Genomic DNA, 12464 nt, shown 5'->3' on the forward strand with positions numbered 1-12464 from the left:
CGCGGCCGAGCCATGGCGCAACGCGAGCGTCACCAGATCGTCGCGCATGGTGCGCAGATAGCGCTCCATCGCATCGGGCGTGGTGGCGTGCGGGGCGAATTCCGCGTCGTAATACAAGCGCGCGATGGTCGATGTGGGAATCCGTTGCACGAACGCGCGCAACGCGGTGAAGTCGGTGCGCGTGTAAGTGCGCGGCGGAGGCAAGGTCAGCTGTTGCGGTTGGTTGGCCATGAGTTGATCACGCTGAGATAGTCGCGCCAGCGAGCGCACCAGTGAGCACCGGTGAGCTTTTCCAGGTGCAGTCGGTGAGCTTATTCAGGGGTCCCGTCTCCTCCACTCGCAAACAGCCGCTCATCCCCGAGTTCGTTCCAGCGCACCGGCTGCGGTGCGGAGACCACCAGTCGCGCCGCATCCGGATGCGCCGGATTGACCACGGCATGGCATTCCGCCCGCGCGACCACCGAGGGCATCACCAGCACCGCGGAGCGCGCCTCCTCAATCCACCGGTCGCCGAAGCGCCGCGCAATCTGCGCATCCGGGGCATCCCAGCCAGCGGGCAGGTTCTCCGCGTCGACGTGCTCGATAACCATATCGTCCGGTACCTGCGCCTGAACCCAGACGTGGTTCCTCGGGACTTTGCCGATCCGCGCATGCACCAGCACCTCGAGCATCGCGCCGGCGAAGTTCAACGCGCCGTAGATGACCGGACGCCCGGGACTGTTAAAGCGCCCGCCGACCCGCATCGCACCGGTGCCGCTCCACACCGGATGGCGGCGATCGGCCATTCTAAAAATCCGCATCAGGCCAGCGCCCCACCAACTTTCATCCCGAGCCTCATGCGGGCAACCCATAGAACAGCTTCCACAACAGCTCCTCGACGCGCCGAGCGCCAAGCTCGGTGAACGCGACCTCAAGCGGCGTGCGGCCCTCGAGCAACGGATGCGCAGTATTCAGGAATTCCCGCGCGTCGCGATCATCTTCACCCCGGTCGTCCCACACATAGCGCGCGGTCGCCACGATCCGCGCGAGCCGCTCGGTCTTCTCTGACTCGTCGAGACTCAACTTGTCGCGGCGGCGCTTGAAGGTCGCCTCCGGCACGATGCGCGCGAGCAGCGCGCGGCGCTCCTCCGCGCTACGCGTCGCGTGCTCGACGCCTTCTTTCAACGCGGACTTCGGCAGGCCCTCGCGGACCTGCGCGTCGAGCTCAGCCACTGAATGCGGGATGCGTGTGAGGGCCATCACCGCGGCGATCTGTTCGGGCGAGACCAGCAGCATGGCGACCTCCTAAGAATCATTTGAACCACTACTATAGACCAAATGATACCAATTCCCTATCCTGGAGAGACGTAAAAGCGGAAATCCTCCATTCGTGCCATTAAATCGTTCACTGCTAATGATAATTAGCAGATAAGGCCGCCGCCGGTTTTTTTCGAAATTTGTTCCTGTCGTGCACGCTGCGCCGATCGATCGCAGCCTGCCCGTCACGCGTTACCGCGCCCTCCTTCCCTCCCGAAAGCTCGCTCAGTGATAGTCGTCCTCACGCTGATGCCGCACCGCGAGAATATTGACCGTGCGCTCGTCCTCGATCTCAAAGAGTGCGACATAGCCGGCCTCACCGAACGACACGACCAACTCGCGCAGATAGGCGTTATCGGGCTCGACCTTGCGACAGGTGTAGGGAAACGACTCGAGCATCTCGGCGGCCTTGCGGAGGGTCTCAAGCGCGCGCCGCGCGGCCGGTGCGTCTCGTTCGAGCAAAAAAGCGTAGAGGCGCAACAGGTCGGCGCGCGCGTCCGCCGTATAGCGGATCCGGTAGCTCAACGTGTGCTCTGGGCTTTTTCCGCCGCCACCAGCATCGCTTCCAATTCGGCGTGCACCTCAGCCGCGTCGTAGTACTCGCCCGTACGGCGCGCGTGATCGCGGGAGCGCAGACCGCGTGCGACAAAATCCCTTTGCATCTGCCGACGGATGACGCTCGCGCGCAAGGAAGACTCCATCAGCGACGACAGGCTCTCTCCGTCCAGCAGGACACTTTCGGCGGCCTGGCGCAGTTCCGGATCAACCCGCAGCGAGGGTAAAGAGGCAGTTTTCATTTGATTACTCCTATGCGTTGCATTTGCAGCGCATAGACTACCACATCTCACCTTTGCCGCATTTAAGCTGTGATTCTATTTATCAGGCTTGGCTGGTTTTGCGTTTGCACTCAATTTTCGTTTGTCCATACGTCTCCGGCATCGCGCGCCCTGCCGACGAAGCCGATCGTGAAACGACCCGCTCGCGGGGTTTGCTAACTCGGATCGGTAGTTGCGTTTGTAGCTAAACCGACCGATCGACGAAGGATGCTCGCCTCGCGTCGTCTATCCCTTTCCCTCTGATCCCTTCCCTCTCCCGCGCGAGGATTCGTTTTTCGTGTCCCCGCGGAGGCGGATGCCGTGCGAATGGATCGCGGAATCACATTCGTTAGCTTTATCCAAAATCCAACGGCGCTCTTGCCATGCGACAAAAAATTTCACCCGTCCTGGGATCCACGGTTTGCTGCGCGGAAGTAACGCGTCACTGAACTGTTCGAGGGTGTGCGCGAGAGGTCGCGGCAATCGATAGCCGGAGCCTGTTGTCGAGCGCGACCACGTCGCAAGCTCGAGGGTAGCAGAAGCAGGTTTGCGCGAAGTGTGGATCCAAGGCCGGACGTGTACAACTCGTCTGCGCTGAGGTCGGCGGGTTGTTTGTGGGCGGCCCTAGCAAGGCTCCACGGAGCGACCTGGAACCAACTCGCATGCAAGGCGTGTCGGCACCTAGACAGGAAGTTTTCTAGGCAGCCGTCTTGGCAGCTTTCTTCCATCGGTATTAGCGGTCATTCGAGCGAGCTCCCAGTCATCTTGCTTCGCTTTCTGAAAAGTGCCTTGACGATCCCGATTTCAACGGAGCGATTCGTTATGTTCCAAAAGGATTGCGCAAGCGAACGGGCAATAAGGGAGCACCCATCGCCACAGACTTGTTGGAAATGAAGCTCGTGTTCTTAAACGGTTTTTTTCTTGGCCGTTTTCCTGTGTGACCAAGTGCGGGTCCGCCCTAAAAAAAGTCTCGCAAAATCATTGGCTTTAAAGTTTGAACCTCCTCCATCAATAGCGGTGGCACTTCAATTCTTACAGACTTCCTTCAAGTCCACGCGGCCCGGCGTCCGGTTCGCGCCGTCCGGTCGATGGAGCCCATGCCCGGTGTACGCGGTTTTGCAACAAAGACCTCAAGTAAAGCTTCAAGTTTACGAGTTTACCGGCTATTATTCGCCGAAATCGCTCGTCATCGAACTTTGGTGATTTTCGCGATTTTCGATGACAACATTCAAATGCAGGTACTTCATGGCTATCAAGGAACTATCGCCGCCGCGTAAAGCTATTGGGATCGACCAGCTTGTCGCCATTGCTGACCGAGCAGAAGCGACCCTCGCACAACTGCGGGACGACTTGTTAGAGCCTTGGCCGAGGAAGATGGCGCCCATGCTCACGGCGTCGCGCGTGGCGAAACTCTGCAAAGTCGAACGCACTCAGATCCAGTATCTGTGCACGCGCGGCAATAAAAAGGGAGAGTATCCCGCCGGAACGCTCACTGGCAATGGACGCAATCGGGAGTTCACGCTCGCCGAGGCACAGCAGGTCGTCCGACTTGCAGGTCCCTACAAGCCTCGTCCCGAAGGGGCCAAGGGTATTGCGCTCGCGGTTGGGAACTTCAAAGGCGGGGTGGGCAAAACAACATGCGCGGTTGCCATCGCGCAAGGTCTGACTTTGCACGGGCATCGGGTCTTGTTGATCGACCTCGACCCGCAAGCATCCTCGACGACTTTGATGGGCTACGTCCCGACACCGGAGGTCACGGAAGAGATGACGGTAATGCCGCTCGTCTATGAAGAACAGGCGGATCTCGCATATTCGATCATCCCGAGCTACTGGGACAACCTCGATTTTATCCCGGCCTGCCCTGCGCTGTTTGGCGCGGACTTTTATTTGCCGAACCGACAATCGAAGGATCCGAACTACCAGTTTTGGCAGGTTTTGGAAAAGGCCATGGGTCCGATCCGCGAGAAGTACGACGTGATCGTGATCGACACGCCTCCGAGCTTGGCCTACCTCGCCACCAGCTGCTTTATGTCGAGTGATGGATTGGTCGTGCCGCTGCCTCCGGAGACACTCGATTATGCATCGAGCGCGAGTTTCTTCCGGCAGTTCGCGGATCTGTTTAAAGCCCTGTCGGATGATCGAAACGTGGAGAAGGAATTCGCGTTTATCAGCATCTTCCTCTCGAAGGTAAAACCGCGCGTGGACGCGACCGACGTCGTGCGCTCGTGGATCCAGCAGACCTATCCCGAGTTGTTGGGGCGCGCTGAGATCCAAGACTCGCCGGTGGTCAAAAACGCAGCGATGGAGTTCAAGACTATCTACGATATCCAGGCGTTGTCGGCCTATAGCCACGCTATCGATTCCTTCGACGCGATGGTTGACGAGATCGAGAGTTCGATTCAAGGGGCGTGGGTCTCGCAACTGACGCAACAAAAAGAGGAGCGGGTAAATGTCGAGTAAGTTGAAGGAGCGCATGATGGCGCGCACTGCAGGGGTCGCTGATCGAGCAGTAGAAACGGCCGCGTCACGGGTGCCAGATGGGCCGCCGCGCACGGCAACCATGCCGGCGCAACTGGGCGCCTTTCGACTCGAAGCTCGCGAGTATCAAGAGCGCATCCATGAGCTCCAGGCGCAGCTCCAGGAAGCCAAACAGAGTGGGAAGGGGTCGCTTAAGGTCCCCCTGACCGATTTGCACGAAGTCGCGGGGCGGCGACGCTATAAGTCGCCAGAAGCGTTCGTCGAACTGCGGGAGAATCTGCGCCACAACGATTTGATGACGCCGGTCGCGATTCGGCCACGGGTAGCGGGTGGGTTCGAGATCGTTTCTGGGCACTGGCGCAGCGACGCTTATCGAGAACTCGGCCGCGCCGAGATCGAGTGCGTGCTTACTGACTCCACAGACGACGCGGCCGCGCTAGGGGCGTTCTACGCAAACCTGCTGCAATCGGACCTGACCGACTATGAAAAGTATCTCGGCTTCAAAGACTTCCGGCAACGCTTTCCTAATACCACCCAAGCAAAAATGGCAGAGCAGGCAGGGGTGCAGGAATCGGTGGTGTCCTCTCTGATGGCATTTGACGATCTACCGGAGGAGGTGTTGGGTCTACTCAACGCTCGTCCGAGTCTGCTAGGGGCATCGGCTGGCTATGCGTTGGCCCGTTTGGTTCGAACCGGCAGATCCGAACGAGTGGTGGAAGCCGCACAGCGGCTAGCGAACAAAGAACTGGACGAAGCTCAAGCGGTTCGCTTTGCGAGCACCGATCCCACGATGTCCAAGGCCGCACCCGTGGCGGCGAGGTTTAAGATCAAGGCCGGGCGGAGCACTTACTGCGACGTCCGGCAGGCTCGCAACGTCGTGCGGCTGGAATTCCAGACTGAGGCGGAAGCCCAAACCGTACGGGATGCGCTCAAAACCGTCTTGGAGCAGCGTGCGGCAGCAATTAAACCCGTGAGCGCCGACGTGGAAGGAAAATAGTCCTTTAAAAACATGGACTTTAAATTTTGAATCTTTACGCCTGAGGGGGACGATGGAATAGCAAACGATAAAGACAAAAGCCTCCGGTTGGAGCCAGAGGCTTTTGAATACGGGGCTCGCTGTCTGCTCGCCCGGCTGCACTTCCCGACGGCAATCGGGTAAGGGCACGACACTCGAAGTGTAGCCGAACGATATCGACAGTCAAGCGGACTCATCCCATTTTTGAAGAAATGGACGTTTCGACATGTCTATCGCGCAACACTTCGTTGCTGGCGAGGGTGAATCACACTCTTACGCTATACAACCATCGCTTTCCACGGATGCGATCAACCTACCGTGGGTGATCCTTCGCGCAGTCCATCAGGCTTCCCGTCTGGAGGGCATCCCTAGGCGCGCCCGCGCGGTCCTAGCCGCGCTTGCCAGGACGGTAAATGCCGCTCGCCCCTACGGCGAAATATTTGCACGGCGTGAGCTGCTCACCGAGCGCGCCATGCAGTCCGAGCGTACGTTCTATCGCAGCTTGGCGGACTTAGAGACCGCCGGACTGATCGAGCGGCCAGCACAACGTCGTTACGTCCAAGCGGGGCTGTTCGGGCGGTCGTACCTCCATCTCACTGAGCACGCAGCGATCTTGCTAGGACTGGTAGAACGCCCTGCTCCCGACGCTGTGGCCGAAGGTTTTACCACTCCGACTGCCAGCATGGCAGACGGTGCTATATGTAAGGATCTTAGCCCTATAGCTTTTCAAAAGAGACAACCGGGGCAAGTTCCTGCGGATCTCCAGCGTCTGGGACCCTTAGGTTTCCGTGATTACCTGATTTTCAAACTCATGCGCGAAGCACGCGAGCAAGGCAAGCGACTCTCAGAGATTGTCGAAGCAACGTGGGAGCATCTGCGACAGGCGACGCGTCCGATTTGCTATCTGCGGGCATTGCTACGCAGCGCCACGGACTTTGGCTACGCCGTGCGCAGCCGGGCCGCGATCGAAGCAGCCGAGCAGACTGCCATAGACGAACGACGCAAAGCGTTGTCACTGGTGGCCGCAAGCGCTGGTCATAGCTTCGTGAACGCAGCGGGAGATCGCGAGCTAATCGTTAGCCCCGATGGTACGACGTTGACCGTGCATCAAGCCGGGGAGGGCGCAGCGCGGCACGCGACCGGGAACTGGCAGCTTGGCTTCGCCAAAGCGTTGAGTAGAGGACAGCTGCAACTCGTACCGTTGCAGGCTAAGCGCAGCTCCCCAACACGACCCCAAGCGGCTGCCGCCCCTAGGCTTATAAACTCGACCGTCGCAGAGCACCTCGCGACGCTGCGCGGGCTAGTACGACGCGCGTGAACACACTTTACCTTTTTGCAATAGGCCACAAACGCTTGTCCAGCAAAGCTTTGACGGTATAAGACCATTGTTCCACCCGCTTCAAAACCAAGCCGTAAAGATTTGTAGCAGTGGCCATGGCCATGAGGTCGTCGATGACCACGGCGAAGATAAATCCTGATATTTGTACAGTTTCTGTTGCGAAGACCAAATGAGGGGCTGGTCTGGACCAAGACGAACCAAACCCCTTTATACGATCTACCGTGCTCGCTGTCTCAAACCCTATGATGCAGTTTGTCTGTTTATTGGGGCCAAATCACGACTACGCGAAAAAGTGTCCGACAACGCGCCGAGCGTGATGGGCTATCATCAGGGAATCAACCAACCGAGTAACCATTATGGGCACCCGACTCGATCCTTATATTCATGAGCACGACACCGCAGAAGAAGCCGACGTCTTCGACCATGCGCTGCGTGAGCGTGTCGAGCGGGCGCGCAACAGCACGAAGCCGCGTGTACCGCACGAGCAGGTCATGAAAGACGGCCGAGCGCTACTCGATGCGCAGCGCGCAAAGAAGGTGGGGAAACGCGATTGACGCCTTTGCCGATCATCTGGACCGACGAAGCTCGTGAAATCTTCCTTGAATATCTGTTCTTCATTTCCGAAAAGGACCAAGTCGCAGCAGAGAGGCTGTTCGACCGAGTGGAGAACTCCCTCGTCCCGGTGGCCTACTTCCCTTACTCCGGCCGACCCGGTCGAGTGCCGAGCACCTATGAGATTGTGGCGCACCCGAACTACGTCGTGATCTATGAAGTGCGCGAGAAGTGCATTGAAGTCGTGGACTTCACCCACGTCAAGAAGCTTTACCCGCCAGGGTCAGCGTAATTTCTTGAGCATCTGCCGCACGAAGCTCTCGACTTCCCCTTTGTTGTCTGTTCAGAATCCAAGCCACGCGATCGTAAAGCACCCGCAGCTCGGCGAAGGTCCGCCCCATCGTAACCTCGCGCACGCTGTCTTCCATATCGCCGTCGGACGAGGAGCAGCGCGGAGCTGCCATTCTTCACGTATTTTCCCAGAACAATGGCCGCGGCTGCCGCGGATCGGTGCCTCCAACTGGGCTTCGATTACTTGGTGCAGCCTGAAAAGCGCCATTTTCAAGCTACCGACCTCAGCGCTGCGGATTCCGATGACTCGCTGCCCTCGTGATCGCGCTGCACCGTTTAAGCGTCGCACAACTAGGCATTGCGGCCCGTTCCATTCCGCGGCCGCGCCATGGCTCGGAAAGGTTGCATCATATCGAAACACCACTGCGACGAAATGGTTGTTGGGTTGGGTGCTGTACTGGGCTGTGGATTATTCAGCGTGACAGTCCTGGCGACCACTGAAGATCGTTGCAGTCGCGCTCACCAACAAAATGGCACGAATGGGCGCAGCCGAAAAAGCGAACGACGAAGGGGAGGGCCGTCCGTGTGCGCTGCGTCCGAGCGTAGCGAGCCGTCTGTTCGGAGAAGCTCAGGCCATCGAAAAGGAAGATGCGATTCGCGCAGGCATTACCGGCTTTCTTGGCCGCGCGCTCGTGCAAGCCACTCTGCCATATCGCGAGCCCGATGCAAGCCTCCCGGTGTGGGGCCGCTCGGCGGGCGACACCGCGCTCATCATCAAGCCGGGTCACTACCTCCACCCCGAAACGAACAAGTTGAAGAGCCTGGGCTATCCGTACGGCACGATCCCACGACTGCTGCTCGCGTGGTTGAGCACGGAGGGCGTGCGCACGAAGGACAAGCGCATCGTGCTCGGCAACTCGCTAGGCGAGTTCATGAACGCCATCGGGATCACCGCGCATACTGGCGGCAAGAACGGCTCGATCACGCGGCTGCGCGAGATGATGAAGCGCCTGTTCGCGAGCGACATGGCGATCGTGCGGGGTGGGGCGGCCGGCGGCGACTTCGCGCAGAGCAAGTTTTCGGTGGCCGACGAGACGTGCCTCTGGTGGGATGCGCAGAAGCCCGAACAAGCAGGGCTCTGACAGTCCTCGGTTACGCTCTCCGACAAAGTTCTTCGGGGAGATTGTGGCGAACCCCGTGCCGGTCGATCTGCGGGCACTGCGCGCGCTGCGTCAGTCGCCGATGGCGATCGACCTCTACTGCTGGCTCACGTATCGCAACTTCAGCCTGCGCTCCCCGACGACTGTGCCATGGGAAGCGTTGAAGCTGCAGTTCGGCAGCGGGGCCGAGGCAGAGAAGAAGTTCCGCGAGACAGTGAAGCGCGCGCTCTTGCAGGTGGTCGAAGTCTACCCGCAGGCGAACGTGGTGCCGACGAAGGCCGGCCTCGCACTGTCACCTTCGCAGACGCGCATCCACCGCTTGGTCAAGCACTGGTAATGCGCCCCAACTTATGTGCGGCGAACGCGACTAACAGTCAGCCCCTCAAACGTCAGACTTATCTTATCCACAGATTCTGTGGGTAAGCCTGTGGAGAGTCTGCAGTGAGGGCCCAACATCACAAGTGGACAATCCACTCGGTTCTCGAAAAGAAAAGGTCATCACTGGCACGCGTGGGTCGAGGCCGAGCGCGGGTGGTTGAGCGAGGACGGCATGGGCAGATTTTCACTTCGCCGATATCGGCTACTACGACACCGAGGCAGCGGCCGTGCGGTAAAACCGGGGGCGATCAAGCTCACCGAAAACGACGCTCTGTTTTCTCGCTTGTTCCGTTGAGCCCATCGCAAAATCTTGGACGGAAGTGTTTGAGCACATCACGCCGCGTTGCCCCGATTGCGGAACGCATTTGACGCCGGCCCGCCTCGCAGACAACGCGCGGTGACGGGCCAAAATGCCTGCGTTATGATGGGGCAATCAACCAACCGAGTAACCGCTATGGGCACCCGACTTGATCCCCTGATTCACGACCATGACACACAGGAAGAAGCTGACGCCTACGACGCGTGGTTTCGCAAGAAGGTGCAGGAGGGACTCGACGATATCGAGCGCGGAGACACCGTTCCGCACTCTGTCGTGATGGCCGAGCTCGACGAGATCATTCAAGAAGCGGAGTCGAAGCACAAACGATGACGCGCGAGATTCACTGGTCAAGATCGGCACGGTCCGACATCAAGGCGATCGTTCGCTACATCGCGCTTTACAACCCACCAGCCGCCGTCGGCCTGCGCAAAGAGATTGAGGATGCGGCCGGGCGGGCGGCCGAAACCCTTACCGAGTTCAAGGAAGGGCGAATACCTGGCACGTATGAGGTGGTCGTCACTCGCAATTACGTCCTCGTGTTCCGCACCACGCCCGAGCGTCTCTACGTGGTGAACGTCATCCACACACGCCAGCAATACCCCTAATTCACGTAGCAGGGTGTGCACGAAGCGCACATTGCCCCTGAAATCGCAGATACCCTCTTCATCGCGAGCCGCTTGCGCGGACAGGCTCTCGCGTTCGGTCGAGACGTCGTGAAGCCGTCTATGCAGAGGCCAGGCAGCGCAATCCACGGCGTTGGTCCCGATCAACGCTCGATTGGGGGATTGAAGGATGAAGTCTGGCTCACCTGGACCGCGCTTCGGCTTTATTGGCACGTCACGTGAAACGAGGTCATCGATGCGGCAATCCGATCTACCGACCGCGTCCGAGTATTCCGGTCGCAAGCGTGAAGTGGTTGGAAAAGTCAAGCCTTGTCGCGCGAAACCGGATCGTTTTTAACTTCAAGGGGAACGACTACCGGTTCATCGTCACATGTTACTTACCGCATCGGCGTCGTCCACATCAGGTTCATAGGAACACATGTCGATTACGATCGAGCCGATGCTAAAAACAGTTCACCTGCACTGTTATCTAGTAACAGTTACACAAAAGGTGTGTCTATCGCCTATATTCGATCCAGCAGTGTCGTTCAGGAGTGCTCTTCATGGGGCCGTGGACTGGCGATGAAATCGAAGCAGCGAGAGCAGTACCCTTTCATGTGCTGCTCCGTTTCCTTGGCGCGTATTGCAAGCTGGATCGCGAATATAGACCGACCAATTCAGGCGACAGCATTCGTGTGCAGGTGAACTATGGCGGTCGCGATTTTAGGTTTGTCTTTACGAATGAAAAGTGGGTCAACGAACTCATGCCGCCGGCAAAGCGTGGGAGAGGCGGCGCAGGAGCGATCGACTTGGCAGCGCATGTCACGGGGCTCGACTTCGTCAGATCTGTGAAGATTTGCATTGATGCGCGTGACAGCGCGAGTGGGATGCGCGGATGAGACTGTTCTATACGACGCACGATTTTGTCTACAGAGGACGGCCGTACGCCGGCATCCCCTTTCTTTGCTCAGAAGATCTCGAACGGGTCCGGTCCGCATCCGACTATCTTCTGTGGGTCGCGCTCGAAAACGGCAGGACACGAAGTCCGGCGACGTGGAGAAGCTACGCCGAGGCAATGTACGACTACTTCTCGTGGCTTGAGGCCAACGGCCTTGACTGGGATGCGTTGCCAATCGATTCCGCCGAGTTTGGAGAAATCTCGAATCTCGCGCTCTATCGCAACTGGTCGCTCGACGTCCTCGATGCGAACTCAGGCCGACACTCCATGCAGCCCAGCACCGTGCGCAAACGGGTGTCCCAGATCATGCGCTTTTACGAGTGGGCCGCGACGCACAAATGTATTGCTCATGTCCCTTGGGACGCTCATCTATCGCGCGCTGGAGACGAATCACATCGCGATGCGATCAAGGCGTCGACCCTTCCCAGAGTACCTCGACAGCCCATTCGGTTTCTCACGACTCAGCAGTGTCGCGCGCTTCTCGAGAGCTGTAACAGCAGGACTGTCCAGTTGATGACGAAGCTGATGCTTCAGACCGGCTTGCGCAGCGAAGAATGTAGAACGTTTCCGACGAAATACCTCTTTGATCCGGCGCCCGAGCGGCGATCTCGCAAAATCCATATTGATCTGTCGCCGTCGGACATGAAACTTAAGGGAGGCAGACCTCGCCGGATCTACGCATCCGGACAGCTCATCAAGGATCTGTTCGACTTCGTGAACTTCGGCGAAGGAGCGGTGCGGGCCAAGCTTTATCGAATGACGCGTGGTTCGGCCTCTCCCTATGTGTTTCTGAACCGACATGGAGCGCCCTGGAGCGAAAAAGGCCTGTGTCTCGCCTATCGAAAGTTGTGGACGCCGGCCGCGCCTGTGCGAGCTGTACTCGACTTCAGGGTGACGCCGCACATGTTGCGCCACACCTTCGCTACCTACGAGCTTTATGGAGAGAGTCAAAACCGCAATCTTGGGTATGCGCTCGCTTGGGTCCGTGACCGACTTGGGCATGCGTCGATCTCCACAACCACGGTCTATGTTCACTGCCTCGATATGCTCGGCGAAAGACATTTGAACCGATATGAGCAAGAAATCGACGCGCTGCTTGTTGCAGGAGATACGCGATGAAACGGAAGAATCATCAGCTCGACCGGGCTCCCCTGCGGCACACGGTTTCTGATGGGGAAGACGGTGATCGATGGATCGTTAAAGCAAAGACGGACTTGGACTTCAATCGCTGGCGATGCCGAGCGGGCACGCAGATCGACGC

Annotated in this window: 15 protein-coding genes and 1 pseudogene; 11 read left to right on the forward strand and 5 right to left on the reverse strand. The window is 58.6% G+C overall.

The genetic code is table 11. From position 1 onward, the window contains the following. From AWB65_RS32930 to AWB65_RS32950, 5 genes and pseudogenes are all read right to left on the reverse strand, one after another. A pseudogene (locus tag AWB65_RS32930) lies at window positions 1–231 on the reverse strand (integrase); the annotation flags it as partial. Window positions 232–311: 80 nt separating this feature from the next. Next, window positions 312–800, reverse strand: a complete 489-nt coding sequence (locus AWB65_RS32935; RefSeq protein WP_087671008.1) for an RES family NAD+ phosphorylase — start codon at window positions 798–800, stop codon at window positions 312–314. A gap of 34 nt (window positions 801–834) precedes the next feature. Further along, on the reverse strand, window positions 835–1275 hold the full coding sequence (locus AWB65_RS32940; RefSeq protein WP_087671009.1) for an Xre family toxin-antitoxin system antitoxin: 441 nt from the start codon (window positions 1273–1275) through the stop codon (window positions 835–837). 246 nt (window positions 1276–1521) lie between these two features. Then, window positions 1522–1821 carry a type II toxin-antitoxin system RelE/ParE family toxin gene (locus AWB65_RS32945; RefSeq protein WP_087671010.1) on the reverse strand — a complete coding sequence of 100 codons (300 nt, stop codon included), beginning with the start codon at window positions 1819–1821 and terminating at the stop codon, window positions 1522–1524. Then, a complete protein-coding gene (locus AWB65_RS32950; protein ID WP_087671011.1) occupies window positions 1818–2093 on the reverse strand; it encodes a YlcI/YnfO family protein in 276 nt (91 codons plus the stop codon). The genes AWB65_RS32945 and AWB65_RS32950 overlap by 4 nt, the downstream gene beginning before the upstream one ends. Before the next feature lie 1263 nt (window positions 2094–3356). Here AWB65_RS32950 and AWB65_RS32955 point away from each other — a divergent pair. From AWB65_RS32955 to AWB65_RS33000, 11 genes are all read left to right on the forward strand, one after another. Further along, window positions 3357–4571, forward strand: a complete 1215-nt coding sequence (locus AWB65_RS32955) for a ParA family protein (protein ID WP_087671012.1) — start codon at window positions 3357–3359, stop codon at window positions 4569–4571. Further along, window positions 4561–5586, forward strand: coding sequence for a ParB/RepB/Spo0J family partition protein (locus tag AWB65_RS32960; protein ID WP_087671013.1), 1026 nt, complete (start codon window positions 4561–4563; stop codon window positions 5584–5586). The genes AWB65_RS32955 and AWB65_RS32960 overlap by 11 nt, the downstream gene beginning before the upstream one ends. Window positions 5587–5830: 244 nt before the next feature. Further along, window positions 5831–6922, forward strand: a complete 1092-nt coding sequence (locus AWB65_RS32965; RefSeq protein ID WP_087671014.1) for a hypothetical protein — start codon at window positions 5831–5833, stop codon at window positions 6920–6922. A 377-nt stretch (window positions 6923–7299) separates the two neighbouring features. After that, a complete protein-coding gene (gene relB, locus AWB65_RS32970; protein WP_087671015.1) occupies window positions 7300–7497 on the forward strand; it encodes a type II toxin-antitoxin system RelB family antitoxin in 198 nt (65 codons plus the stop codon). Next, window positions 7494–7787 carry a type II toxin-antitoxin system RelE/ParE family toxin gene (locus tag AWB65_RS32975; protein WP_087671016.1) on the forward strand — a complete coding sequence of 98 codons (294 nt, stop codon included), beginning with the start codon at window positions 7494–7496 and terminating at the stop codon, window positions 7785–7787. The genes relB (AWB65_RS32970) and AWB65_RS32975 overlap by 4 nt, the downstream gene beginning before the upstream one ends. A 538-nt stretch (window positions 7788–8325) precedes the next feature. Then, window positions 8326–8928 (forward strand): replication protein RepA, encoded by a 603-nt coding sequence (locus AWB65_RS37695; protein ID WP_268808278.1) that lies wholly within the window; start codon window positions 8326–8328, stop codon window positions 8926–8928. Beyond that, on the forward strand, window positions 8897–9283 hold the full coding sequence (locus AWB65_RS37700) for a replication protein RepA (protein ID WP_268808279.1): 387 nt from the start codon (window positions 8897–8899) through the stop codon (window positions 9281–9283). The genes AWB65_RS37695 and AWB65_RS37700 overlap by 32 nt, the downstream gene beginning before the upstream one ends. Before the next feature lie 495 nt (window positions 9284–9778). Further along, the gene (relB, locus tag AWB65_RS32985) at window positions 9779–9973 is read left to right on the forward strand and encodes a type II toxin-antitoxin system RelB family antitoxin (protein WP_087671017.1); all 195 of its coding nucleotides are present in this window, start codon (window positions 9779–9781) and stop codon (window positions 9971–9973) included. Continuing rightward, window positions 9970–10248 carry a type II toxin-antitoxin system RelE/ParE family toxin gene (locus AWB65_RS32990; RefSeq protein WP_087671018.1) on the forward strand — a complete coding sequence of 93 codons (279 nt, stop codon included), beginning with the start codon at window positions 9970–9972 and terminating at the stop codon, window positions 10246–10248. The genes relB (AWB65_RS32985) and AWB65_RS32990 overlap by 4 nt, the downstream gene beginning before the upstream one ends. 560 nt (window positions 10249–10808) lie before the next feature. After that, entirely contained in the window at window positions 10809–11144 is a 336-nt protein-coding gene (locus AWB65_RS32995) for a hypothetical protein (RefSeq protein WP_087659545.1), read from the forward strand. A 176-nt stretch (window positions 11145–11320) separates the two neighbouring features. Next, window positions 11321–12322: a tyrosine-type recombinase/integrase gene (locus tag AWB65_RS33000; RefSeq protein ID WP_235008010.1), complete on the forward strand. Its 1002-nt coding sequence runs from the start codon at window positions 11321–11323 to the stop codon at window positions 12320–12322. The last annotated feature ends 142 nt before the right edge of the window (window positions 12323–12464 follow it).

Origin of the sequence: Caballeronia humi (assembly GCF_001544475.1) — a bacterium.
GTDB lineage: Bacteria > Pseudomonadota > Gammaproteobacteria > Burkholderiales > Burkholderiaceae > Caballeronia > Caballeronia humi.